This window comes from Micromonospora sp. WMMD737 (assembly GCF_049179055.1).
In the GTDB taxonomy this organism is placed as follows: Bacteria; Actinomycetota; Actinomycetes; order Mycobacteriales; family Micromonosporaceae; genus Micromonospora; species Micromonospora reichwaldensis.
Genome location: NZ_JBMHMH010000001.1, coordinates 4,838,095 through 4,860,469, shown reverse-complemented (window position 1 = coordinate 4,860,469; position 22,375 = coordinate 4,838,095). Strand labels below are relative to the sequence as shown.

The 22,375-nt window shown below is 73.1% G+C and carries 25 protein-coding genes; 6 read left to right on the top strand and 19 right to left on the bottom strand.

The window, feature by feature from the left end; genetic code table 11:
* Positions 1-35 precede the first annotated feature (35 nt).
* The gene (locus ACN27A_RS21380; RefSeq protein WP_132240499.1) at positions 36-644 is read left to right on the top strand and encodes a bacterial proteasome activator family protein; all 609 of its coding nucleotides are present in this window, start codon (positions 36-38) and stop codon (positions 642-644) included.
* Positions 645-677: 33 nt separating this feature from the next.
* On the opposite strand, the gene ACN27A_RS21375 is transcribed toward ACN27A_RS21380, so the two are convergent.
* A complete protein-coding gene (locus ACN27A_RS21375; RefSeq protein ID WP_421456234.1) occupies positions 678-1,490 on the bottom strand; it encodes an HAD family hydrolase in 813 nt (270 codons plus the stop codon).
* Positions 1,490-2,311, bottom strand: coding sequence for an HAD family hydrolase (locus ACN27A_RS21370; RefSeq protein ID WP_421456231.1), 822 nt, complete (start codon positions 2,309-2,311; stop codon positions 1,490-1,492). The genes ACN27A_RS21375 and ACN27A_RS21370 overlap by 1 nt, the downstream gene beginning before the upstream one ends.
* A gap of 195 nt (positions 2,312-2,506) precedes the next feature.
* On the opposite strand from ACN27A_RS21370, the gene ACN27A_RS21365 reads away from it, so the two are divergent.
* Complete coding sequence (locus tag ACN27A_RS21365; protein WP_421456228.1) at positions 2,507-3,028, top strand: GNAT family N-acetyltransferase; 522 nt, start codon at positions 2,507-2,509, stop codon at positions 3,026-3,028.
* Positions 3,029-3,125: 97 nt separating this feature from the next.
* Here ACN27A_RS21365 and ACN27A_RS21360 read toward each other — a convergent pair whose 3' ends face one another.
* Positions 3,126-3,911 carry a hypothetical protein gene (locus ACN27A_RS21360; protein WP_421456225.1) on the bottom strand — a complete coding sequence of 262 codons (786 nt, stop codon included), beginning with the start codon at positions 3,909-3,911 and terminating at the stop codon, positions 3,126-3,128.
* 112 nt (positions 3,912-4,023) lie between these two features.
* Between ACN27A_RS21360 and ACN27A_RS21355 the strand changes: the two genes are divergently transcribed.
* The 3 genes from ACN27A_RS21355 to ACN27A_RS21345 all read left to right on the top strand — a co-directional run bounded on the left by ACN27A_RS21355 (position 4,024) and on the right by ACN27A_RS21345 (position 5,827).
* Positions 4,024-4,455 (top strand): OsmC family protein, encoded by a 432-nt coding sequence (locus ACN27A_RS21355; protein ID WP_121397474.1) that lies wholly within the window; start codon positions 4,024-4,026, stop codon positions 4,453-4,455.
* Between the two features lie 239 nt (positions 4,456-4,694).
* Positions 4,695-5,039, top strand: a complete 345-nt coding sequence (locus tag ACN27A_RS21350) for a metallopeptidase family protein (RefSeq protein ID WP_172896728.1) — start codon at positions 4,695-4,697, stop codon at positions 5,037-5,039.
* A 65-nt stretch (positions 5,040-5,104) separates the two neighbouring features.
* On the top strand, positions 5,105-5,827 hold the full coding sequence (locus tag ACN27A_RS21345) for an AIM24 family protein (RefSeq protein WP_421456222.1): 723 nt from the start codon (positions 5,105-5,107) through the stop codon (positions 5,825-5,827).
* 126 nt (positions 5,828-5,953) lie between these two features.
* Here ACN27A_RS21345 and pheA read toward each other — a convergent pair whose 3' ends face one another.
* The 5 genes from pheA to ACN27A_RS21320 form a co-directional block, all read right to left on the bottom strand.
* Positions 5,954-6,907, bottom strand: a complete 954-nt coding sequence (gene pheA / locus ACN27A_RS21340) for a prephenate dehydratase (RefSeq protein ID WP_327029996.1) — start codon at positions 6,905-6,907, stop codon at positions 5,954-5,956.
* A gap of 9 nt (positions 6,908-6,916) precedes the next feature.
* Positions 6,917-7,396, bottom strand: a complete 480-nt coding sequence (locus ACN27A_RS21335; protein WP_421456219.1) for a hypothetical protein — start codon at positions 7,394-7,396, stop codon at positions 6,917-6,919.
* A 347-nt stretch (positions 7,397-7,743) separates the two neighbouring features.
* On the bottom strand, positions 7,744-8,133 hold the full coding sequence (locus ACN27A_RS21330) for an ACT domain-containing protein (RefSeq protein WP_121397477.1): 390 nt from the start codon (positions 8,131-8,133) through the stop codon (positions 7,744-7,746).
* 75 nt (positions 8,134-8,208) lie between these two features.
* Positions 8,209-8,667, bottom strand: a complete 459-nt coding sequence (locus ACN27A_RS21325; RefSeq protein WP_421456217.1) for a hypothetical protein — start codon at positions 8,665-8,667, stop codon at positions 8,209-8,211.
* A 176-nt stretch (positions 8,668-8,843) separates the two neighbouring features.
* A complete protein-coding gene (locus tag ACN27A_RS21320) occupies positions 8,844-9,584 on the bottom strand; it encodes a hypothetical protein (protein WP_327029993.1) in 741 nt (246 codons plus the stop codon).
* A 163-nt stretch (positions 9,585-9,747) separates the two neighbouring features.
* On the opposite strand from ACN27A_RS21320, the gene ACN27A_RS21315 reads away from it, so the two are divergent.
* Positions 9,748-10,983 (top strand): arginine deiminase, encoded by a 1,236-nt coding sequence (locus ACN27A_RS21315; RefSeq protein ID WP_421456214.1) that lies wholly within the window; start codon positions 9,748-9,750, stop codon positions 10,981-10,983.
* Positions 10,984-11,079: 96 nt separating this feature from the next.
* Here the strand turns inward: ACN27A_RS21315 and ACN27A_RS21310 are convergent, their stop codons facing one another.
* The 11 genes from ACN27A_RS21310 to ACN27A_RS21260 form a co-directional block, all read right to left on the bottom strand.
* A complete protein-coding gene (locus ACN27A_RS21310) occupies positions 11,080-11,964 on the bottom strand; it encodes a DUF5926 family protein (RefSeq protein WP_421456211.1) in 885 nt (294 codons plus the stop codon).
* A gap of 60 nt (positions 11,965-12,024) precedes the next feature.
* Positions 12,025-12,474 carry an ATP-binding protein gene (locus tag ACN27A_RS21305; RefSeq protein WP_421456208.1) on the bottom strand — a complete coding sequence of 150 codons (450 nt, stop codon included), beginning with the start codon at positions 12,472-12,474 and terminating at the stop codon, positions 12,025-12,027.
* 36 nt (positions 12,475-12,510) lie between these two features.
* Positions 12,511-13,968: a PAS domain-containing sensor histidine kinase gene (locus tag ACN27A_RS21300; protein WP_421456207.1), complete on the bottom strand. Its 1,458-nt coding sequence runs from the start codon at positions 13,966-13,968 to the stop codon at positions 12,511-12,513.
* A gap of 73 nt (positions 13,969-14,041) precedes the next feature.
* Positions 14,042-14,833 (bottom strand): glycerophosphodiester phosphodiesterase, encoded by a 792-nt coding sequence (locus ACN27A_RS21295; protein WP_421456204.1) that lies wholly within the window; start codon positions 14,831-14,833, stop codon positions 14,042-14,044.
* Between the two features lie 10 nt (positions 14,834-14,843).
* A complete protein-coding gene (locus ACN27A_RS21290; RefSeq protein WP_132240515.1) occupies positions 14,844-15,179 on the bottom strand; it encodes a rhodanese-like domain-containing protein in 336 nt (111 codons plus the stop codon).
* A 53-nt stretch (positions 15,180-15,232) separates the two neighbouring features.
* Positions 15,233-16,171 carry an LCP family protein gene (locus ACN27A_RS21285; RefSeq protein WP_421456201.1) on the bottom strand — a complete coding sequence of 313 codons (939 nt, stop codon included), beginning with the start codon at positions 16,169-16,171 and terminating at the stop codon, positions 15,233-15,235.
* 280 nt (positions 16,172-16,451) lie between these two features.
* Positions 16,452-17,666 carry an LCP family protein gene (locus ACN27A_RS21280; protein WP_421456198.1) on the bottom strand — a complete coding sequence of 405 codons (1,215 nt, stop codon included), beginning with the start codon at positions 17,664-17,666 and terminating at the stop codon, positions 16,452-16,454.
* Between the two features lie 232 nt (positions 17,667-17,898).
* On the bottom strand, positions 17,899-19,137 hold the full coding sequence (locus ACN27A_RS21275) for an LCP family protein (RefSeq protein ID WP_421456195.1): 1,239 nt from the start codon (positions 19,135-19,137) through the stop codon (positions 17,899-17,901).
* A gap of 75 nt (positions 19,138-19,212) precedes the next feature.
* Complete coding sequence (locus tag ACN27A_RS21270; protein ID WP_132240518.1) at positions 19,213-20,190, bottom strand: UDP-glucuronic acid decarboxylase family protein; 978 nt, start codon at positions 20,188-20,190, stop codon at positions 19,213-19,215.
* 104 nt (positions 20,191-20,294) lie between these two features.
* Positions 20,295-21,968, bottom strand: coding sequence for a cation acetate symporter (locus ACN27A_RS21265; RefSeq protein ID WP_421456192.1), 1,674 nt, complete (start codon positions 21,966-21,968; stop codon positions 20,295-20,297).
* Entirely contained in the window at positions 21,946-22,317 is a 372-nt protein-coding gene (locus ACN27A_RS21260) for a DUF485 domain-containing protein (RefSeq protein WP_357580133.1), read from the bottom strand. The genes ACN27A_RS21265 and ACN27A_RS21260 overlap by 23 nt, the downstream gene beginning before the upstream one ends.
* Positions 22,318-22,375 lie beyond the last annotated feature (58 nt).

Sequence of the window (22,375 nt, the reverse complement as noted above, 5' to 3'; positions counted from 1 at the left end):
TCCCCGGGCGCATGGGCGCTCGCGGCTGGGTAAAGATGGGTCCCATGACCGAAGCGCACTCCGCTGGACAGAACGACGAGCCGGGCCAGGATGGCACCGGTCACTCCGGAACGGTGGTGGTGGTGGGCCCGGACGGGCGGCCCGTCGGCACCGTGCAGACCGACGAGGCACACGGCGAGGACCCGACCCGACTGGTCGAGCAGCCGGCCAAGGTGATGCGGATCGGCAGCATGATCAAGCAGCTGCTCGAGGAGGTCAAGGCCGCCCCGCTCGACGACGCCAGCCGGCACCGGATGCGGGAGATCCACCAGCGCTCGATCGTCGAGCTGAAGGAGGGGCTCGCCCCCGAGCTGCGCGAGGAGCTGGAACGCATCTCGCTGCCCTTCACCGAGGAGAAGGCGCCCAGCGAGGGCGAGCTGCGCATCGCGCACGCCCAGCTCGTCGGCTGGCTGGAGGGCCTGTTCCACGGCATCCAGGCGGCCCTGGTCGCCCAGCAGATGGCCGCCCGGGTGCAGCTGGAGCAGATGCGCTCCGGCCGGCAGGCGCTGCCCAGCGGCCCCGGCGCCGGCATGCTGCCGGGCATGCCGGGGATGGGCCAGCCGCCGCAGGGCGGCGAGGGGCACAGCACCGGCCAGTACCTCTGACCGCGCGGCCGGCCGGGGACGCCGGCCGGCCGCTCAGCCCACCCCGAAGACCTTCTCCAGGTACGCCGCCACGCCGTCCGCCGAGTTCGCCGCCGTGACCTCGTCGGCGATCTCCAGGACGGCGCGGTGCGCGTTCGCCACCGCCACTCCCCGCCCGGCCCAGGTCAGCATCGGCACGTCGTTCGGCATGTCGCCGAAGGCGAGCACGTCCCGGGCGTCGATGCCGAGCCGCGCGCAGTACCACGCCAGCCCGGCCGCCTTGGTCACGCCGGCGGCGGAGATCTCCACCAGCCCCGAGTACGACGAGTGGGTCGCCTCGGCCAGCCCTTCGAGGGCCGCGGCCACCAGCGCGACGAACGCGTCCGGATCCTGCTCGGCGGACCGGGCCAACAGCTTCACCGCCGGTGCCGCCAGCAGCTCCTCGGGGGTCTCGACCGCCCGGATCGCGTCGTGGTCGGCGTCCCAGCGCAGCGGGTAGTGCGCCTCGTGCCGCATCTGCCGGCTGTCGACGATCTCCACCGCGAAGCTGATCTCCGGCACCTCGGCGCGCAGCCGCCGGGCCACCTCGGCGAGCAGTTCCGGGGCGAGCGGGTCGGCCCGCACCACTTCGTCCGCGACCGGGTCGTAGACCACCGCGCCGTTGGCGCAGATCGCCGGCAGCGGCTCGGCGAGCTGCTCGTACACCATCTTGAGCCACCGGATGGGACGGCCGGTGACCAGCACGACCGGCGTGCCCCGCGCGGACAGCCGGGCCAGCACCTCGGCGGTGTGCGGGCTGAGCGTGCGGTCGTCCCGGAGCAGGGTGCCGTCGATGTCGGTGGCGATGAGCCGTGGTGCCTCTCCCATCAGCGGGACAGTAGCCGATCGAGGTACACCGCCACCCCGTCGTCGTCGTTGCGCAGGGTCACCTCGTCCGCGGCGGCGCGGACCATCGGGTGGGCGTTGGAGACCGCGACCCGGGCCCAGCCGGCCCACTCGAACATCGGCAGGTCGTTGGGCATGTCGCCGAAGACGAGGACCTCGGCCGGGTCGACGCCGAGGCGCTGCGCCACCACGGTCAGCCCGGTGGACTTGTCGACCCCCGGCGGGCAGATCTCGACGAAGCCCAGCCCCGCCTGGGTGAGCGTGGCGACCTCCGGCGGAACGATCCGCCGGGCGACCGCGAGCAGTTCGTCGACGTGGTGGTCGGCGGTCCGGACGAACGCCTTGATCACGTCGCACGAGAGGCACTCGGCGCGGCTGCGCGCCTCGAACTCGTGCTGGTAGGGCCAGCTCGGGTGGTAGTCGCCCCAGAGCGGGGCGCCGTGCTCGTCCGACGCCTCGACCATCACGGTCAGCGGCCCGACGGCCGCCTCCATGTCGGCCAGCAGCGCGGCCAGCACCTCGGCGGAGAGACGCTCGTCGCGCAGCACCACCGGCCCGGCCGGGTCGCTCTGGTCGACGACCCGGCCGCCGCCGGCCATCACCAGGAAGTCCGCGGCCCGGATGTCGTTGCGGGTCATTCCGGCCAGCCTCGGGCCGCGACCGGTGGCGCCGACCACCGGGATACCGGCGGCCCGCACCCGGTCGAGCACCGCGTGGGTGTACGCCGAGACGGTGTCGTCGCTGCGGACGAGCGTCCCGTCGAGATCCGTGGCGATCAGCTTGGGCAGGCCCGGGCGGGTCATCGTTCCTCCTTCGCCCGCCGCCGTCGCAGCCAGCCGTCTCGGTCCTCGGTGCCTCGACCCTGAGTGACGGCGGGCAGCAAACGTACCTCGCGGAACGGGCCCCCACCATGGCGTTGCGGCGAATGCCGTGCCAACGGTCGACGGCCCGCCGGTGTCCCCGTCCGGGGCCCTGCCGCGGGCCGTAGGGTGGGACGGATGGGAGATCGGGACTGGCCGGTGGCGGAGGCCGTCGACACCGAGCGGCTGCTGCTGGAGCCGCTCCGCGTCGACCACGCCGAGGAACTCGCCCCCCTCCTGGACGACCCTGCCCTGCACGAGTACATCGGGGGCAGCCCGGCCACCTTGGAGCAGCTCCGGGAGCGGTACCGCCGGCAGACGGCCGGGCGGTCGCCGGACGGTCGGGAGGGCTGGCTCAACTGGGTCGTCCGGCACCGGGACAGCGGCGACGCGGTCGGCACCGTGCAGGCCACCGTGCGGCTCGACGGTGACCGGCCGGTCGCCGAGCTGGCCTGGGTCGTCCTGACGCCACACCAGGGCCGCGGCTACGCCGGCGAGGCCGCCGCCGGCCTGGTCGGCTGGCTGGCGGAGCGCGACATCCGGGCGCTGGTCGCGCACGTGCACCCCGACCACCGGGCCTCCGCGCGGGTGGCCGAGCGGCTCGGCCTGCGGGCCACCGACGAGCGAGCGGACGGCGAGGTCCGCTGGGTGGCCCCCTGAGGGCCGCCGCCTTCGGTGACCGGGCGCGGGCGAGGTCGTCCTCGTCGAGCGGCCGGGCTGACGTTCGTCACCCTGGTCGTCGGTGAACCGGCCCCGGTCAGTCCGGGAGTTCGGGGCGGGCGAAGGGGGCGGCCGGCCCGACGGTGAGGTCGGCCGGCGCGGGCGGCAGCCCGTCGTCCGTCAGCTCACGCGACCTGCGGCGGCGCCAGCCCACCGGCTCCGCCCCCGCTCCGCCGTCCGCCCCGGTCCCGGCACCCGCCCCGGTCCCGCCTTCCGCCTCGGTCCCGCCGTCGGACTGCCCGGCGACCCGGGCCGTGCCCGCCGGGGCCAGCTTCAGCGCCGCCGCGAAGAGCGCACAGGCCAGGAACGCCGTCACCAGGCCCCGGCCGTACTCGACCTGGAACCCGTCGTCCGTGGAGTAGAAGAAGACGCGTTGGGCGGCCTCGTCGAGCGAGGCGGTGGCCGCGACCAGCAGCCCCAGCAGCGTCCCGGCCACGGCCAGCCCGGCGAGCCGGGCGTTCGGACGCACCGCGGGGGTGCCGCGCAGCGCGAGCACCACCGCGCAGACCAGGGCGAACAGCCCGACCAGGTAGCCCACCCCGAACCCACCGACGTCGGACACCCCGCCCGGCACCCGCAGCGGCGTGTTGCCCTGCGGGCCGCCGTTGGGGATGGTCATCACCTGCCACTCGCCGAGCATCGAGGCGAGGGCGGCCACCGCGCCGAGCGCCGCGAGCAGCACGGGCAGCCGGGGGTCCCGGCCCAGGCCGGAGAACGTACGCCCGAACCGCCCCGGCCTGTCCGGCTGGGCGGTGCCCCACTCCAGGACGGCGGCACCGTCGGACCGGTGTTCCTGCCGGGGAATGGGGGAACTCTGGGACATCGGCCACCCTTCCGCGTTCGCGGGCCTGCCCCGAATCATGACACAGTACGCACCCGGTGACGCGGAGCGTGAACGGTCGCCGGCGGGTGCCCGTTGGGCTAGCGTCGGGTGCATGCCTATCCGTACCGCTTCCGCACAATGGCAGGGCAACCTCACCGAGGGGTCCGGCACGATCCGCACCGGCAAGGGCGGGCTGGAGGGGAACTACTCCTTCAAGTCCCGTTTCGAGGAGGGTGAGGGCACCAACCCCGAGGAGCTGATCGGCGCGGCCCACGCCGGCTGCTTCTCGATGGCGTTCTCCAAGGCGCTCGCCGAGGCCGGCTCGCCGCCCACCTCCGTGGAGACCACCGCCAAGGTCCACCTCGACAAGACCGACGCCGGGATGACGGTGACCCGGATCGAGCTGGACACCGTCGGCCAGGTGCCCGGCATCGACGAGGCCCAGTTCACCAAGCTTGCGGAGACCGCCAAGGAGAACTGCCCGATCTCCCGCCTGCTGGCTCCGGGCGCCCAGATCAGCCTGACCGCCCGCCTCGCCTCCTGACCGTCCCCGTCGTCGGCGTCGACCGCCACGGGAACCACGCTCCCCGTGGCGGCCCGCCGAGCCGGGCCGGGCGCGCCGTCGGCGGGCTCCGGGCGGTCGGCCGCAGGCTCCGGGCCCGGGACGGGCGGCCGGCTGCCGGCTCCGACCGACCCCGGCGGCCGAGCCGGGCCGGCGCTCGGGCCGGCGGGCCTGACCGGCGCGGGCGGGCCGTGTCGTCGGGCAGAATGGGCGGGGTGCCGGTGGAGATGAGTCGCGAGCGCTTCGAGGAGCTGGTCGGCGACGCGCTCGACGAGGTGCCCGAGGAACTCCTCGCCCTGATGAGCAACGTCGTGATCCTGGTGGAGGACGACCCGCCCCCCGGCGAGGACCTGCTCGGCCTCTACGAGGGGCACGCCCTCACCGAACGCGGCTGGGACTACGCCGGCGTGCTGCCGGACCGCATCCTGATCTACCGCAACCCCATCCTGCGCATCTGCGACGACGACGAGGACGTCGTCGACGAGGTCGCGGTGACGGTGGTGCACGAGATCGCCCACCACTTCGGCATCGACGACGCCCGCCTGCACGAACTGGGCTGGGGCTAGCGGGCGGCGGTTGCCACCGTCGCCTACCGTCGGTCCAGGTACCGCGAACTCAGGAGGCACTTCCAATGCGCAGCGAGCTGTTCTCGGCGGAGAACCTTGAGAAGGAGTCCGCGCAGCCCGGCATGCGGCTGCAGAACTCCAAGATGTTGAAGGTCGAACTCAACGGCGAGATGATGGCCCGGGTCGGGTCGATGGTCGCCTACCAGGGGCAGGTGCAGTTCCAGGCGCTCGGCTCCGGCGGGCTCGGCAAGTTCCTCAAGCAGAAGCTGACCGGCGAGGGCGTCCCGCTGATGAAGGTCTCGGGCCGGGGTGACGTCTTCCTCGCCGACTTCGCCAAGGACGTGCACGTCATCGACCTGGAGCCCGGCGACGCGCTCTCCATCAACGGCTCCAGCGTGCTGGCCTTCGACTCCACCCTCCAGTACGACATCCGTATGGTCGGCGGGGCCGGCATGGCGTCCTCGTCGGGCCTTTTCAACTGCGTCTTCAGCGGTTACGGCCGGATCGCCATCACCACCAAGGGCACCCCGGTGGTGCTCAGCGTCGACGCCCCGACCTACGTCGACCCGCAGGCGGCGGTCTGCTGGTCGGCCAACCTCCAGACCGGCTACCACCGCGCCGAGCAGCTCGGCCTCGGCACGCTGCTGGGCCGGACCACCGGCGAGGCGTTCACGATGAGCTTCGCCGGCCAGGGCTTCGTCGTCGTCCAGCCCTCCGAGGAGCCGCCCGTCCTGGGCAGCGGCTCCCAGGAGCAGCAGGGCGGGCTCCTCGGCGGCCTGCTCAGCTGAGGCACGTCCCGCACGACCCCGCACCGCCCCCGCCCGCGTCGACCGGCCCCGCCGGATCCGACGCCGGTCGGGGGCGGTGCCGTTGCGGGGCCCGCGGTTGGCTCCGGGGCGGTCCCGGGCCAGCCGTCAGCCGAGGTCGCCGGCGCGCAGGCGGGCCAGCCAGGCGGCGGCGTCCGCGTAGTCGGCGTCCGAGAGGCCGGCGGGGGCCGGGATCGGGCGGTCGCCCGTCCCGGGGAACCGGTGCCGGGGGTACGAGCCCAGGAAGCGCACGTCGGCGCAGACCCGGCGTAGCCCTTGCAACGCCTCGCCGAGGCGTACGTCCGCCACGTGCCCGGCGCAGTCGAGGAAGAAGACGTAGCGGCCGAGCGCCTCGCCCGTCGGGCGGGACTCGATCCGGCTCATGTTGACCCCGCGGACGGCCAGCTCCATCAGCACCGACAGCAGCGCGCCCACCCGGTCGTGCGCGATGTAGACCGCCAGGGACGTCACGTCGTCGCCAGTCGGCGGCGGGGGCGGCCCGGGGCGGGACACCAGCGCGAAGCGGGTCACCGCGTCCGGGTGGTCGGCGATCTTGTCGGCGAGCACGTCGAGCCGGTGCCGCCCGGCCCCGATCGGGGCGCAGATCGCCGCGTCGTATTCGCCGGTGGCGGCTCCGGCGGCGGCCGCGCCGTTCGAGAGCACGTCGACCACGACCGCGTCGGGCAGGTGCGCGCGCAACCAACCCCGGCACTGGGTGGACGCCTGCGGGTGGGCGGCGACGCTGCGCACGTGCGGGAGCGTCGTGCCGGGCCGCGCGGCGAGCACGAACTCGACCGGCAGGACCACCTCGCGGGTGATCACCAGGGGTTCGCCCTCGGCGAGTTCGTCCAGGGTCACCCCGACGGCGCCGCCGATCGAGTTCTCCAGCGGCACCAGGGCCGCGTCCGCCTCCCCGGTCCGTACGCCCTCCAGCGCCTCGGGGACGCTGCGGGCCGGCGTGCGGCTGCCCCGCTCGGCGGCGGGGATGCTCTTCAACGCCTGCTCGGCGAAGGTGCCCTCCGGCCCGAGATAGACGAAGCGCGTCGGCGGTGTTCCCGGCATGGCGACAGCCTACGCACCCGGTACGCCGAGCGACCCGCCCTCGCAGACGCGCGTCCGGATGCCTGGCGGCCCGGCGGCGCGAACCTCGGCGGTGCAGACGTCGGTGCCGGCGGTGACCAGGCGCGGGGCGCCCGGCCGGCCCTGGGTGATCACCTGGAGCGTCTCGTGCCCGGTCACGTCGAGCACCGTGTAGTGCCACTCGCCGGCGCAGAGCGGCCCGGTCCGCACCCGGACCCGGACGCCGTTCGGCAGCACGCCACCCCGGCCCCGCACCAGGTCGACGATCCGGGCTCCCGAGGGGCCGTCCGGGCACGGGACCGCGACCAGGCCGGGGTCGACCGTGGGGGTGGGCAGGCCGGTGGCGGGCGGCAGGCTCGGCGCGGTGCTGGGAATGCCGGTCGGTGCGGGGCTGGCGGTGCGGGTCGGCGCGGTGGTCGGGGCGGGCTCCCGAAGCTCGGGCGGCGTGCCGCAGGCGGCCAGGGAGAGCATGGCCAGCAGCGCGGCTGCCGCTGCCGGTGCCGCCCTCAGCCCCGTGGCTGGCTGGACCGGCCGGTGCCGGCGCGGGTGGCGGTGATCGGTGGCGCGGGTAAGAGCGGGTCGCCGGGCAGCAGACGGGCGTGCCGTACCGGCGGGTGGCCGGGGCGTCACCGATGGTTGGTCCGCGTGGGCGTGCGGCCGGCCCGCTCCGGGGTGCCCGGCGTCGACGCCGGGCGGGCGGGCGGGTGTGGCGGGGCGCGAGGGGGTGGGCGGCACGGCCGATCCTCGGGACATCGGGGAGCGTCACTGCGGCCGGGAGGCCGAGCCCATCCTAGGAGGAACCGGCGGGCGAGTGAAGATCAGCCGAGGACGCGATGGCCGGCACGCTCCAGGGCGGCGGTCGCCTCGCGGAGCCGCACGGCGGGAACCAGCAGGTAGTCGGTGTCGTAGGTGGAGAAGGCGACCACGCTGACCCGGGCTGCGGCGAGGGGGTCGACCAGCGCGGCGAGGGTGCCGCTGACCGCCAGGTCGAGCGGTTCGGCGACCCGCAGGCAGCGCCAGGCGGTCTCGCCGACGGCCTGCTCGGGCGCCCGGTCGGCGGGGCAGATCAGCGAGATCCCGTCGGCCGTCCAGCTCACCGTGACGACGTCGCCGTTGCTCAGCCCGCCCGACAACTCGGGCGGCAGGGCGGAGCCGGCGGCCAGGCGGCACACGGCGTACTTCCCCGGCAGCAGAGCGATATCGAGCATGAGGGCACCTTACGGCCTCGGTACGGGCCCGCCCCAGATTCGCCGCGTGCGGCGAACGCCACATCCCGCCGCTGGTCAGACCGGGGAGAAGAACGTGAGTGAACCGGCGACCGTCCCGCTGGTGAACACCGGGGTGGAGATCGCGTCGACGGTCGAGTCCGGCGCGTCGGTCGACGCGGCCTGGACCCGGAGCAGCCCTCGGGCCAGGCGTCCGGAGGAGAGCGCCAGCAGCGGCGGGATCTTGTCGATCTCGGGCTCGGTCAGCTCGCAGCGGTTGGCGGTGAAGTCGAGCAGCCGTAGCCCGCCGTCGAGCAGCGGCAGCCCCGTCACGTCCTCCGGGTCGCCCAGGCAGAGCAGCTCGCAGCCGGCGACGGAGACGGCGACGACCCTCGTCCCGGCGTCGATCAGCAGGCATGGCTCGTCGGCGTGGGAGACGGTCGACGACCACCGACCGAGGTTGTCGAACTCCTGCCCTGTCGGTGTTCCCGCCGCCGGCACGAACACGTCAGAGAGCGAGAGTTCGACGTGGGCCACCGCGCCTCCTATGTACACCGACGGTCCGTCCACGCTAGCCGGTCGTCGCGGGTGACGCCGACCGCGCGTGGTCACCGGGCCGCCGGTGGGTGAGGGAATGCCCTGACCAGGCGGCCGGCGACGGCGCGACCGACGGGTGCCGACCGGCACCCGGGTGCGTGGCGTCGCCGGTGACGTTACCGTCGGTTGGCCGGCTTGTCAGCGGCCGTTCGGCCGCCCTCGTACCACCGGTAGTCCGCAGCCGGTCGGTACGCGCCGTTCACCCAGGTCTCCGGGTGCTGTGCGACCCGCGAGAGCTTCTCGGCCGTGGCCGGACTGATCCGGCTGCCCCCGGCGACGAGCAGGCGGTCCAGCTCGCGGTGGGTGGCCATGAGGCAGTCCTTCGGCAGGCCGTAGACGCTGATGACGCCGGAGCCGACGAACGTCAGCACCGGCGTCACCGGGATCGGCAGCCCCACGGCGTCGGAGAGGGCCTTGCTGGCCCGCTTGGCGTCGCGGCGGGCCTCGGCCACGTAGGGCGGGCGCTTGCCGTTGATCTGGACCACGTCGCCGGCCACCAGCACCCGGGCCCGGCCGTGGTCGGCGATGGTGACCGCGAAGAGCCCGCTCGGCCCGATGGCGAGGAAGCCGGCACGTTCGTCGCGCTCGTGGTCGAGCAGGAGATCGGCGGCGTCCGTGCGGGGCCACTCGATGACGTGCCACGCGGGCCCGAGATGGTCGAGCCGGCCGAGCGCCCGTGCCCCGGCCGCCTCCAGCCGCCGGGCGCCCCGCTCCGCCCTGCGGCGGCGGGCCCACTCCAACGGGGACGGACGGACGGGTGCGAGCACCCCCGGCGACTCCACGCGGGGGTGTGGCACCGCCGCGGGCGGCAGTGCCCGGGCGGACGGTACGGCTTGACGAGCGGGAAAGACAGTCATCGCGACCTCCGGCAAAAGGTCCCTCGAAGTTATGTCCTCACTACCCTACGTTGCCAGTCCCCTGTGTCGGCAAGTTGGAACGCCGGAGTGAGTGTGGATGAATGCCATATTCATCCACCCCTGTTTTATCGGATGCCGCCAAACCCTGCCCTACGCTGCGAGGGTGACCCACTACGTGGACAGCGAAGTCGGTCGGCTCGGGACGGTGCTGCTGCACCGCCCCGGTCCTGAGTTGGCCCGGCTCACCCCCCGGAACAACGACTCGCTCCTCTTCGACGCCATCCCATGGGTCGGACGGGCCCAGGAGGAGCACGACGCCTTCGCCGCCGCCCTGCGCGAGCGCGGCGTCGAGGTGCTCTACCTTGCCACCCTGCTCGCCGAGACGCTCGCCGTCGCCGACGCGCGGGCCGAGCTCACCGGGGAGGTGCTCCGTTCGCCCAGGCTCGGCGACTCGCTGCGCGCCCGGGTCGCCGACCACCTCGCGTACCTCGATCCCGTCGCGCTCGCCGACGTGCTCATCGCCGGGCTGGCCCACGAGGAGCTCCGGGTCAGCCGGGAGCGCCCGGGCGGCCTCGTCTACACCCTGATGGACCGGCACGACTTCGTCATCGACCCGCTGCCGAACCTGCTGTTCACCCGGGACTCCTCGTTCTGGGTCGGCGACCGGGTCGGGGTGACCAGCCTGGCGATGCCGGCGCGGCGACGGGAGACCACGCTGACCGACGCCATCTACCGGCACCACCCGCGCTTCGCCGGCACCGAGCTCGTCTACCAGCCCGGCCTGGAGCACCTGGAGGGCGGCGACGTGCTGCTGCTCGCGCCGGGGGTGCTGGCCGTCGGGGTGGGCGAGCGGACCACGCCCGCCGGCGCGGAACGCCTCGCCCGGCAGGTCTTCGCCGCCGGGCTCGCGCACACCATCCTCGTCGTCCCGATCGCCCAGGAACGGGCGACCATGCACCTCGACACCGTCTGCACGATGGTCGACGTCGACGCCGTGCTGATGTACCCGAACATCGCCCACACGCTGTCGGCGTACACGGTGATCGCCGGGGCGGACGGTGAGGACCCGCGGGTGGACGGCCCGGCGCCGTTCCTGCGGGCCGCCGCCGACGCGATGGACCTGCCCCAGCTCCGGGTCATCGACACCGGCCTGGACCCGGTGACCGCGGAACGCGAGCAGTGGGACGACGGCAACAACACCCTGGCCATCGCGCCCCGGCTCTGCGTGGGCTACGAGCGCAACACGGAGACCAACGCGCAGCTGGAGCGGGCCGGCATCGAGGTGATCCCGATCGCCGGCTCGGAGCTGGGCTCGGGCCGGGGCGGACCACGCTGCATGTCCTGCCCGCTGGTCCGCGAGCCGCTGGGCGTGCCGGTGTCAGGAAGGGCACCTTCCTGACGTATCCGGTACAGGAAGGGGCCCTTCCGCACACCGCAGCCGCCGCGCGAGTCGGGCGCGGCGGCTGCGAGGGCGGAGGGTGAGCGGGTGTCCGGCTCAGCGCAGGGTGAGTTGGCGGCCGAGCAGGCCGTGGCGGGCCCGCCGGCCGGCGGCGTCCAGCGGGGTGGGCTCGGCGAGCGCCTCCGCGTACCGCTTGGCGAAGTCGGCGACCGGCTGCTCCCAGTCGGCGGCCGGGACGTCCTCCGGCAGGTCCCACACGGGCACCAGCCGGCCGTGGGCCCGGAACATGCCCGCGAAGCGGGTGTCCTCGCCGAGCACCAGCGTGCCGGCGACGCTCAGCCGGGACAGCGCGTCCAGCGCGGCGTCCTCGTCGTCGGGCAGCACCCAGCGCACGTGCGCCTTCTCCGGCACCTGGCACCAGTACGCGGCCCGGGCGGCGGCGAGCCGTACGGTGGGGTAGATCGCGGCGTTCGCCCGCTCCAGGGACGCCTGCACGTTCGGGTCGTCGCCGGCCCCCGGGTCGAGCCAGAACTCGAACCCGTCGTGCATGCTGACCTCCAGCGGGCCGTCGGCGAGGACGTCCTGCAACCGGGGGCCGGGGCCGGGCAGCGGCGGCACGGGCACCGGTCGGCCCGGCTCGGCCCGCAGTGCGCAGAGCAGCGCCTCGGCCAGGTCCCGGGAGACGTCGCCCGACTGGAGGTGACGCTGGAGCCCGATGAGGACCCGCCCGTCCGGCTTGGTCATGGCAGGGGTGGCCATCGGCAGCACGGTGGCCAGGGTGACCTCCCGGTCGCCGAACTCCTCGACCAGGGCGGGGGCCAGCCGCAGCGGCGCGGAGGCGGCCGGCACCAGTTCCCGCAGGGCGATCCACTCCGGCTCGTCGGTCAGCCCCTCGAACGGTCGGGGCACGAAGATGTCCCGTACCTTCTCCCGCTTGGGGGTGGCTTCGGCGGCCCGCTGGCTCTTTCGACGCTTGCTCACGGCGACACAGCCTAGAGGCCCCGGCGGCCCGGCGGGGGCGGGACCCGCCCTCGCGGTCGGTCAGCCGGCCACGGCAAGGTCCGACCGGGTGACGCCGGTGGGGTCGAACTCGGCCCACACGCTCTGGCCCAGGCCGTCGCGCTCGACGCCCCAGCGGTCGGCCAGCCCCGAGATGATGTGCAGCCCCCGGCCGTCGACGGCCTCGGTGTCGGCGATCCGCATCGTGGGGCCCGCGGCGGCGCCGCCGTCGGTCACCCGGATCTGCACCTGCTGGCCGCCGGACGAGTCGCGCAGCCGCCAGGCCACCCGGACCACTCCGCCGGGCAGCGGGTCGGCGTGCCGGACCGCGTTGCCGACCAGCTCGGCGAGGACCGCGACGAGGTCGGCCAGGAGCGGCGGGGGTACGACGTCGGCCAACTCCTCGGCGAGGCGTCGCCGCGCCACCCGCGCCCCCGCGGCGTGGTGGGGGACCACCACGCACCATGCCCGATCGGCAGCTCCCGTCGACACCTTCGTCCCTTTCCCGCCCCCGTTGCCCGTCGCCGGTCACCCGCGGGGCAGCCGCACCTCTGCGACCGTACCGCCACCGGCCCTCGGCCGTAGGGATACCCATCCATTCTGCTGTTCAACGATCCGACGGACGAGATAGAGGCCGAGCCCGGCCCCGGCGTAGCGGCGGCGGTCGCCCGACTCGCCCTGCCAGAACCGGTCGAAGGCCCGCTCCACGTGTTCCGGCCGGATGCCGATGCCCCGGTCGCGTACCTGGAAGGAGACCGTCGACCCGTCCGCGTCGGCGGTGATCTCGATGAGCGAGCCGGGCTCGGAGTACTTGCCGGCGTTCGTGCAGAGCTCCGTGAGCATGGTGGCGAGGCTCAGCCGGTGGCCGAGCGCCTTGGGCAGGTCCTCGGGGAGGCGGAGGACGAGCCGCTGCCGCAGCTCCGCCGGGAGGTCGACCGCCGCCGCGCGCAGCGCGTCACCGAGGTCGTACGGGGCGGGAGGCTGGTCGCCCGGCCCCGCCTCGGCGGCGGAGGAGAGCAGCCGGTCCACCAGCCGGGCCAGCTCGTTGGCGCGTTGCCCGATCACGCGGGCGGCCTGCCGCCGGTCGGCCTCGGTCAGCGACTCCCAGTGGTCGGTGAGCGTGTCCGCATAGCCCTTGATCACGGTCACCGGCGTACGCAGCTCGTGGCTGGTCACCGCCACGAAGAGGTCCCGGTCGTGGTCGCGGCGCTGCTGGTCGGTGATGTCCCGGAAGGTGACCACTCGCAGGGTGCCGGGGCCGGGCAGCTCGCCGGAGGTGATCGTGAGCCAGCGGCCGTCCGGCATCCGGTGGTCGCGCACCTCCCCGGACGGGGGCAGCGGGAAGGGCAACGGCCGGTTGAGCGCCTGGGCCACGGAACGGCCGGTGACCCGGGCGGCGGCCGGGTTCCAGAGCCGGACGTGGTTGTCCCGGTCGACCACGGCCAGGCCGTCCGCCAGCGCCGCCACCACCGGCCCGTCGCCATGCACGGGCAGCCCGGTCTGGTCGCCGTACATGTGGGCGATGCAGGAGGCCAGGTAGCCCGCGACGGCGTGCTGCTCGGCGTCGGGCGGGTCGTCGCCGTCGGGGTAGAGCACGTGCAGGCTGCCGACCGTCAGCCCGCCGATCTCCGCGCGGGAGACCACCATCCGGAGCAGGCCCCGTTCGGCGAGCTCGGCGGAGAGCCTGCCGGTCAGCTCGTCCGTGCGGACCTGGCGCACCCGTGCGCCGGAGAGCAGGCAGACGGTGGCGGGGTCGTCGGCCGGCACGGGGTGGCCGACGGCCCACTCGGCGGCGCCGGTCGCGGCGATCACCCGGCCGCCGGTCGGCGCGAACTCGACGAACGCCGTGCCCGCCGCGCCGAGCGCCGACCGGGCCACGCGGAGCAGGTGGGTGAGCACCGGAAGGCCGGTGCCGCCCGAGTTGATCATTTCGATCACCGTGGTGTGGCCGGCGATGAGAGCGGAGAGGTCGGTGCGCTCCGGCATCCTCCGAGTGTGCCCCGCCGGCCAGTCCGGGGACACCCCTGCCCGACCGGGCCTCCGTGCGCTGCCACCCCGGTCAGCGGCCCAGGCTGGCCAGCGTGTGCGCCGGCCGGTCGGTGATGATGCCGTCCACCCCGGCGGCCAGGACGAGGTCCAGGTCCGCCGGCTCGTTCACGGTCCACACGAAGACCTGGTTGCCCGCCGCCCGCAGGGCGGGCACCAGCTGCGGGCGGGCGCGCACCAGGGCGACGCCGGGGCCGGCGATCCGGGTGCCGAACGGCAGCCGCCCCGGCCGCACCCAGCGCGGCAGCACGTCCAGCAGCAGCACCGTGGGCAGCGCGGGGGCCAACCCCCGGATCCGGCGTACGGCCAGCGGCGAGAACGACATGACGGTGACCCGTACCGGATCGTCCGGTTTCGGCTCGGTCAGGCCGTACCGGCGCAGCATCGCGACGAGCCGGCGCTCGACGTTCCCGCCGTGGCGGGAGGGGTGCTTGGTCTCCACCAGCAGCCGCACCGGCCTGCCGGCGGCCAGCACCGCGTCCAGCAGCCGTTCCAGGGGCAGCAGCCGGGTGTGCGACTCGTCCAGCACCTCGTCGCCGTCGGCGGGCGCGCAGCCGGGGTGCCAGGAGCCGAAGTCCAGCGCCTCCAGCTCCGCGAGGGTACGGGCGCTGACCAGTCCCTGGCCGTTGCTGGTGCGGTCGAGCCGGCGGTCGTGCACGCAGACCAGGTGGCCGTCCCGGGTCAGCCGGACGTCGCACTCCAGCCCGTCCGCGCCCTCGTCGAGGGCCCGCAGGTAGGCCGCGAGGGTGTGCTCGGGCAGGTCGTGGGAGGAACCGCGGTGCGCGAAGACGAGAGGGGCGTCCATCCCGACCGTCCTAGAGGACCCGGCCCGGCTGCCCGTCCTCGCGGACCACTCCTCGCCCGGCGGCGGCCCATTCGCCCATCCCGCCCTCGACGTTGCGCACCTGGTCCCAGCCGTTGCGCATCAGGTAGGCGACGACCTGTGCGGAGCGCCCGCCGGAGCGGCAGATGACGGCGACGTCGCGGTCGGTCGGCACCTCGGCGATCCGGGCCGGCAGCTCCATCATCGGCAGGTGGTGCGCGCCGGGAGCGTGGCCGGCGTTCCACTCGTCGTCCTCCCGGACGTCGAGCAGGTACGCGTCGTCGGCGATCTCGGTCACGGTCACGGTGGGAACCTGGGATCCGAACACGTGCCAAGCCTAGATCCTCGCCCGGGCGGCCGGCGGCGGGCCGCCCCCGGGCGTCACAGCCGGGTGACCCACCGCGGGTTGGCGCGCGCCCAGTCCGGCACGCGGGTGCCGCGTACCGCCTCGAAGAGGCCGTTCCCGCCGTTGTCGAGCACCACGTACGACACCTGGTCGATGGTCTGGGGGTGGGAGGGGACCTGAACGCCGCGCAGCGCGTCCGCCGGCAGGTCGCGCAGCGCGAGCACCAGGTCCTCCAGCCGTACGCCGTTGGTGTCCACGGTCAGCGAGCCGCCCACGGCGCGGATCACCTGGTCCAGCTTGACCGGATTGGTCCGCAGCGACGTCTCGCTCGTGCGCTCCAGCACCGCCCGGAGCAGTTGCTGCTGGTGGGTCTGCCGGTCGTAGTCGCCGTCCGGCAGGTCGTAGCGCTGGCGGACGTAGTCCAGCGCCTCACCGCCGTCCATCTGCTGGCAGCCGGGCGCGAAGACGCGGTCGGTGTGGATCGAGCGGACCTCGGTGTCGACGCACATGCGTACGCCGCCGAGCAGGTCGATGACCTTGCGGAAGCCGGAGAAGTCGATCAGGGCCGCGCCGTCGAAGCGGATGCCGGTCAACCGGGACAGGGTGGCCGAGAGCAGGCGGGTGCCCGGCTGGCCGCCGCCGCCGTGCTCGTACGCCGCATTGATCTTGTCTTGGCCGCCGCCGTAGCCGTTGCCGGCGGGGATGGCCACGAGCAGGTCCCGGGGGACGGAGACCAGGTACGCCTCGCGCCCGCCGGCGGGGACGTGCACGATGAGGATGGTGTCCGAGCGTCGGTCCGCCGCGCTGCCGCTCTGCCAGCGGTCGGTCCCCACCAGCAGGTAGTTCAGCGGCCCCTCGGGGTCGGTGCGCTTCTGGCGGGCGGTGGGGTCGAGCAGTTGCTCCCGGACGACGCTGCGGTCGTACCGGTCGCTCAGCACCTCCAGGCCCGCCACGGCGAGCCCGGCCAGCAGCACCAGGGCCAGGCCCAGGCCGAGCAGCAGCCGGGGCCAGCGGACGCGGGGCGGCCGGGCGGGCCGGGTGTCGGTCCCGGACCGGCCCCGACCGTCGCCCGTCGATCTGGACGTGACGCCTCCCCGCGACCCGTACGTGAATCCCTCTCACGTCAGGTTACGAGCCGACCACGGCGGTCCGGGCCGCTTCACCGACATTGCGCGGCCCCGGCCGCTTGCCGACGTCGGCCCGCCGGCCGGATCCCGCGTGAAGCCACCCGCCGGGCGGAACGCGCGGGCCCGGCTACTCGCGGTTGGAGACCACCTCGGGGTTGGCGAAGACGAATTCGGCCAGCTTGTCCTGTTTCACCGCGCGGAACATGTCCATCGTCTGGGCGCTGAGCGTCTCGCGGGTGCCGTCGCTGTGGAAGGTGCCGCCGTTCGTCTTCAGCATCACGAGGTCGTTGCCGGTCACCCCGCGCATGGTGAAGACGAAGTCGGGGACCGGCACGCCGGCGGTGTCGAGGATGAATGCCTTGCCGGCCGCGTCGATCAGCTTGTTCAGCTTGATCGGGTTGGTCAGCGTCCCGTCCTGGGTGGCCTTCTTCGCCATCGCCTTGATCAGCTGCTGCTGGTTCTGCTGCCGGTCGTAGTCGCCGTTCTTGAGGCTCTTGCGCTGCCGGGAGTAGTCCAGCGCCGCCCAGCCCTCCATCTCGCGGCAGCCCTTCTTGTGCACCACGGGCGTCCGCTGCTTGCCGGTCTTCTTCGCGTCCGCGTTCCACATCGGCTTGCCGTCCACGTACGACATGTGGATCGACTCGACCTCCTGCTTGACGCAGATGCGCACGGTGCCGAGGGCCTCGATGACGTTCTTGAATCCGCCGAAGTTGATGATGGCCGCGCCGTCGAAGCTGATCCCGGTCATCTTCTTGATCGTCTGCGCCATCAACTGGGCGCCGCCCTCCCAGCCGCCGCCGTTGCGGGCGCCGGCCTGGAACGCCGCGTTGATCTTGTCGGTGCCGCCCTTGTAGCCGCTGGGCCTGAAGGCCGGGATCTGGGCCTCGGTGTCCCGGGGGATCGAGATCAGGTACGCCTGGTCGTGCGTCGCCGGGATGTGCAGCACGATGATGCTGTCCGCCCGCACGTCGTCGGCGGCCCACCGCTCCCGGGCGTCCACACCGAGCAGCAGCATGTCGATCGGGCCGTCCAGGCTGGCGCCACCCTCGGCGTCGGTCTTGCCGGCGTCACCGAGGAGGTTGCGCTGGGCGATGTTGCCGGTGGCGCTGCTGATCAGCGCCTTGCTGCCGACGATGGCCGCACCGCTGGCCACCATCAGCACGGCGCCGAAGATCAGCGTGAGTCGGGCCCAGAGCGGGTCCTTGCGGCGCGACCGCTTCTTCGCGGACCCGCCACCGGGCCTGCCGCCCTTTACGGGCTGCTTCGGGATGCTCGTGGAGGCCCGGACCGGGCCACGGGGGGACTCCAGCGCCGGAGGGCGACGGCTGGTCTGAACCGGCATGCGTGCTCCAGCTCGCGTTTGTCAGGGGGCGGGATCACTTTACGGACGCTTTCCCGTCCTGGCGAGGTCGTCCGACCGTCAAATACCGTTCGTACGGCCGTCATCCAGGAAAACTGACCGAACGGACAGATCGATACGGCTGGTCGGCGGTTGGCTCACAGGAAGCGCTCGGCCGGCCCTCCGAATCGTGATGACGTCCGTCGATCACGGGAGGGCCGGCCGGCGGAGCTGGTCAGTTTCCGGCGCCGTCCTTCTTCTTCTGGTTGGCCTCGACCCAGGCCGTCATGGTGTCGGCCGACATCGCCTTGTACATGGTCAGCGCCTTCTCCTTGTCCGAGACCACCACCGACTCACCGTCGATGGTCTGGCTGCCGACGTGCGGGCTGGTCACGAAGGTGAGGTTCTCGCCGCGCAGGTTGCGGAACTGGATCCCCATGTCGACAAGCGAGAAGCTCTGGTCGACGGTGACCGCGGCGGTGACCGACTTGAGGAAGTCGTTCAGCTTCTTCGGATTGGTCAGCGTGCCCGTGCTCGCCGCCTTGTCCATCAGGGCGCGGAGGAACTCCTGCTGGTGCCGCATCCGGGCGAAGTCGCCGTCCGGGAACTGCTTGCGCTGCCGGATCCAGTCCAGCGCCTCGGCGCCGTCCATGTGGTTGGTGCCCTTGGTGAACGTCCGGTACGGCTTGTGGATCGAGGTGACGGTCCGCTCGACCTTCAGGTCGACGCCGCCGAGGGCGTCGGTGACCTGCTTGAAGCCGGCGAAGTCGATCGCCATCACGTGGTCGAGCCGCACGTCGGTGAAGCACTCCACCGTCCGGACGGCCAGCGGCAGCCCGCCGAAGGCGAAGGCGGCGTTGATCTTCCCCCGCTGGCCGCTGCCGCAGTCGGCGTTGGCGCCCTCCGGGATCGGCACGTAGAGGTCACGGGGGATGGAGACGAGGTAGGCCTTCTGGTGGTCCGACGGGATGTGCATCACGATGATCGTGTCGGCCCGCCACTTGCTGGACTTGTCCACCGGGGCGTCCGGGTCCCGGGAGTCGCTGCCCACCAGCAGGATGTTCAGGGCGCCGTCCACCGCCTTGGCCGGGCGGCCCCCCGTGATCTCCGAGAACGGGTCGGTGCGGGCCAGGTCGTCGTCGAGGCCGCGGGCGTAGAACCAGGCGCCCACCCCGCCGAGCAGCGCGAGCACCAGCACTGCCACGCCGGCCACCAGGGCGATCCGGCCCCAGCGGGGGCGGACGCCGCCCCGGCCCGGCCGGTCCGGTCCGGTCGGTCCGCCTGGCCCGGTCGGTCCGCCCGGCCCCGCGGGACCGCCGGGCCCGCCGGCCCGTGGCTCGTCCGCTGCCGGGGACCAGCGGGCCTCGGCGGGCCGGGCGCGTCCGGCGTCCCGGCCGGGGCCGGGCACCGAGGCGCGACCGGCGCTGCGGTGCAGGTGCGGGAGTGGAACTCCGGCGGGCATGGTCGCTGACATGTAACTCAGGGTACGTACGCGTAGCCACTGTCGCCCTGTGGCGCCGCCGACGCGTGCGTCGGCGGCGGGCGTTCGCTAGACCATCCGCTCGCGGAAGTACTCGATCGTGCGGCGGAGGCCGTCCTCGGGCGCCACGGTCGGCTCGTATCCGAGCAGCTCGCGGGCGAGGGTCAGGTCCGGGCGGCGCATCTCCGGGTCGTCGGCGCTGCGGGTGATGTAGGTCACCTCGGAGCTGCTTCCGGTGAGCGACACGATCGTCTCGGCCAGCTGCCGCATGCTCATCTCGTGCTCGGTGCCGCAGTTGATCGGCCCCGTCTCGCGGGAGTCGAGGAGCAGCAGGATGCCGTGCACCAGGTCGGACACGTAGCAGATCGAACGGGTCTGGTTGCCGGTGCCGTGCACGGTGATCGGCTCGCCGCGCAGCGCCTGCGAGATGAAGGTCGGGATGGCCCGGCCGTCGTCCGGGCGCATCCGCGGGCCGTACGTGTTGAAGATCCGGACGATGGCCGTGTCGAGCCCCCGGCTCCGGTGGTAGGCCATGGTGGCCGCCTCGGAGAAGCGCTTCGCCTCGTCGTAGACGGCGCGGATGCCGATCGGGTTGACGTTGCCCCAGTACGACTCGGGCTGCGGGTGCTCCTTCGGGTCCCCGTACGCCTCGGAGGTGGAGGCCATCAGGAAGCGGGCGCCGTCGGCGACCGCGCGCTCCAGCAGGTGCAGGGTGGCCACCGAGCCGACGCGGAGGATCTCCACCGGCAGCTTCTCGAAGTCGGTCGGGCTCGCCGGCGAGGCCATGTGCAGGATGGCGTCGAACCGCTCGGCCATCGCCGGGTGGTGGGTCGGCAGACCATCGGAGATGTCGGCCTCGACCAGGGTGAAGTTCGGCTCGTCCAGCAGGTGGGCGACGTTCTCCTTCGACCCGGTGATGAAGTTGTCGAGCGCGACCACGGTGCAGCCGCGAGCGATCAGGGAGTCCACCAGGTGCGACGGTACGAAGCCGGCGCCGCCCGTGACGAGGATGCGGTGACCGGGTCCGAAGCGGGCAACAGCGTTCATGCCGGTCAGCCTACCCACTGCCCCGGGCCGCCCTGACGCAAGGAAGGGCCCCTTGTCCTCGGCCAGGCGATGACAAGGGGCCCTTCCTTGCAGCCGTCGGGTCGTCAGTGGGCGCCGGCGCCAGTGACGGAACGCACCTCCAGCTCCGCGTACTTCTGCTCGTCGTGCTCCTTGGAGATCACGGTGCCGATCCACCCGCACAGGAAGCCGAACGGGATGGACAGGATGCCGGGGTTGGACAGCGGGAACCACTGCCAGTCGTGCTCCGGGAACATCGAGGTGGCCGCGCCGGAGACCACCGGCGAGAAGAACACCAGCAGTACGGCGGAGAGCAGGCCGCCGTAGATGGCCCACACGGCGCCCGAGGTGTTGAACCGCCGCCAGAACAGGCTGTAGAGGATCGCCGGCAGGTTGCCGGAGGCGGCCACCGCGAACGCCAACGCCACCAGGAAGGCCACGTTCAGGTTCTGCGCGTAGATCGACAGCACGATCGAGATCGCGCCGATCACCAGGGCGGAGACCCGGGCGACCCTGACCTCCTGCCGCTCGGACGCCTTACCGTCCTTGATCACGTTGGCGTAGAAGTCGTGCGCCAGGCTGGACGAGGACGCCAGGGTCAGGCCGGCCACCACGGCCAGGATCGTGGCGAAGGCGACCGCCGCGATGACCGCGAGCAGGGTCGCCCCGCCGAGATCGCCGCCGAGGAATTCGATGCCGAGTGCCTCGGCGAGCTGCGGCGCGGCCGTGTTGCCGGCCTTGTCCTGCGCGGTGATCGCCTCGCTGCCGACCAGCGCCGCCGCGCCGAAGCCGAGGGCCAGGGTGAGCAGGTAGAAGGTGCCGATGATGCCGATCGCCCAGAGCACGCTCTTGCGGGCCGTCTTCGCCGTCGGCACGGTGTAGAAGCGGATCAGGATGTGCGGCAGGCCGGCGGTGCCGAGCACCAGCGCGATGCCGAGCGACAGCAGGTCCATCTTGTTGTAGAAGGTCTGCGTCGCGTCGCCGGCCACCTCGACCCCGTAGCGCAACCCCGGCCCGAGGAGCGCGTCGCCCTTGCCGGAGGAGGCCGCGGCGGCGCCGAGCAGCTCCGACAGGTTGAAGTTGTACTTCGCCAGCACCAGCACCGTCATGATCGTCGCGCCGCCCATCAGCAGGAACGCCTTGACGATCTGCACGTAGGTGGTGCCCTTCATGCCGCCCACCGTGACGTAGACGATCATGAGCGCGCCGACCATGATGATGGTGGCGACCTTGGCGGTGTCGGCGTCCATGCCGAGGAACGTGGTGCCCGGCTTGATGCCGAGCAGCAGGGCGACCAGCGCGCCCGCGCCGACCATCTGCGCCAGCAGGTAGAAGATCGACACCGTGATGGTGGAGACGGCGGCGGCGGTCCGCACCGGGCGCTGGCGCATCCGGAAGGCCAGCACGTCGGCCATCGTGTACCGCCCGGAGTTGCGCAGCAGCTCCGCGACCAGCAGCAGCGCCACCAGCCAGGCGACCAGGAAGCCGATGGAATAGAGGAAGCCGTCGTAGCCGTAGAGGGCGATCATGCCGGCGATGCCGAGGAACGAGGCGGCCGACATGTAGTCGCCGCCGATGGCCATGCCGTTCTGGAACCCGGAGAAGGACCGGCCACCGGCGTAGAAGTCGGTGGCGGTCTTGGTCTGCCGGCTGGCCCAGATGGTGATGGCCAGGGTCACCGCCACGAAGACCAGGAAGAGCGTGATGGTGAGGTTGCGGGCGGTGGTGCTGCCCGCCTCAGCCGCGAGGACCGTGTTCATTGCTCACCTCCCCCATCTCGGCGCGGATCCGGTCGGCGACCGGGTCGATCTTGCGGTCGGCGAACCGCGAGTAGAGCCAGGCGATGAGGAAGGTCGAGACGAACTGGAGCAGGCCGAAGACGAGGGCGATGTTGATGTTGCTGCCGAAGAGCTTCGTGCCCATGAAGTCCCGCGCGTACGCGGACAGGATGACGTAGAGCGCGTACCACAGGAAGAACGCGACGGTCATCGGGAAGATGAAGCCGCGCAGCGTGCGCCGCAACCCGGCGAACTCGTCCGACCGCTGCACGGCCAGGTACCGGTCCGCCGCCGAGGTCGACGGCGTGGACGCGGGTGTGTCCGTGGACATTCGTGGATCACCACCTTCACAGGCGTGGGGAGTTTCGCGCACGGTAGAAAGCGCGCTC

What these genes read in the sequence shown, in the direction of transcription:
- ACN27A_RS21380 (WP_132240499.1), top strand. Translation starts at nt 36, where the DNA reads ATGGGTCCCATGACCGAAGCGCACTCCGCTGGACAGAACGACGAGCCG.
- ACN27A_RS21375 (WP_421456234.1), bottom strand. Translation starts at nt 1,490, where the DNA reads ATGGGAGAGGCACCACGGCTCATCGCCACCGACATCGACGGCACCCTG.
- ACN27A_RS21370 (WP_421456231.1), bottom strand. Translation starts at nt 2,311, where the DNA reads ATGACCCGCCCGGGCCTGCCCAAGCTGATCGCCACGGATCTCGACGGG.
- ACN27A_RS21365 (WP_421456228.1), top strand. Translation starts at nt 2,507, where the DNA reads ATGGGAGATCGGGACTGGCCGGTGGCGGAGGCCGTCGACACCGAGCGG.
- ACN27A_RS21360 (WP_421456225.1), bottom strand. Translation starts at nt 3,911, where the DNA reads ATGTCCCAGAGTTCCCCCATTCCCCGGCAGGAACACCGGTCCGACGGT.
- ACN27A_RS21355 (WP_121397474.1), top strand. Translation starts at nt 4,024, where the DNA reads ATGCCTATCCGTACCGCTTCCGCACAATGGCAGGGCAACCTCACCGAG.
- ACN27A_RS21345 (WP_421456222.1), top strand. Translation starts at nt 5,105, where the DNA reads ATGCGCAGCGAGCTGTTCTCGGCGGAGAACCTTGAGAAGGAGTCCGCG.
- pheA (WP_327029996.1), bottom strand. Translation starts at nt 6,907, where the DNA reads ATGCCGGGAACACCGCCGACGCGCTTCGTCTATCTCGGGCCGGAGGGC.
- ACN27A_RS21335 (WP_421456219.1), bottom strand. Translation starts at nt 7,396, where the DNA reads ATGCTCTCCCTGGCCGCCTGCGGCACGCCGCCCGAGCTTCGGGAGCCC.
- ACN27A_RS21330 (WP_121397477.1), bottom strand. Translation starts at nt 8,133, where the DNA reads ATGCTCGATATCGCTCTGCTGCCGGGGAAGTACGCCGTGTGCCGCCTG.
- ACN27A_RS21320 (WP_327029993.1), bottom strand. Translation starts at nt 9,584, where the DNA reads ATGACTGTCTTTCCCGCTCGTCAAGCCGTACCGTCCGCCCGGGCACTG.
- ACN27A_RS21300 (WP_421456207.1), bottom strand. Translation starts at nt 13,968, where the DNA reads ATGCCGGAGCGCACCGACCTCTCCGCTCTCATCGCCGGCCACACCACG.
- ACN27A_RS21295 (WP_421456204.1), bottom strand. Translation starts at nt 14,833, where the DNA reads ATGGACGCCCCTCTCGTCTTCGCGCACCGCGGTTCCTCCCACGACCTG.
- ACN27A_RS21280 (WP_421456198.1), bottom strand. Translation starts at nt 17,666, where the DNA reads ATGCCGGTTCAGACCAGCCGTCGCCCTCCGGCGCTGGAGTCCCCCCGT.
- ACN27A_RS21275 (WP_421456195.1), bottom strand. Translation starts at nt 19,137, where the DNA reads ATGTCAGCGACCATGCCCGCCGGAGTTCCACTCCCGCACCTGCACCGC.
- ACN27A_RS21270 (WP_132240518.1), bottom strand. Translation starts at nt 20,190, where the DNA reads ATGAACGCTGTTGCCCGCTTCGGACCCGGTCACCGCATCCTCGTCACG.
- ACN27A_RS21265 (WP_421456192.1), bottom strand. Translation starts at nt 21,968, where the DNA reads ATGAACACGGTCCTCGCGGCTGAGGCGGGCAGCACCACCGCCCGCAAC.
- ACN27A_RS21260 (WP_357580133.1), bottom strand. Translation starts at nt 22,317, where the DNA reads ATGTCCACGGACACACCCGCGTCCACGCCGTCGACCTCGGCGGCGGAC.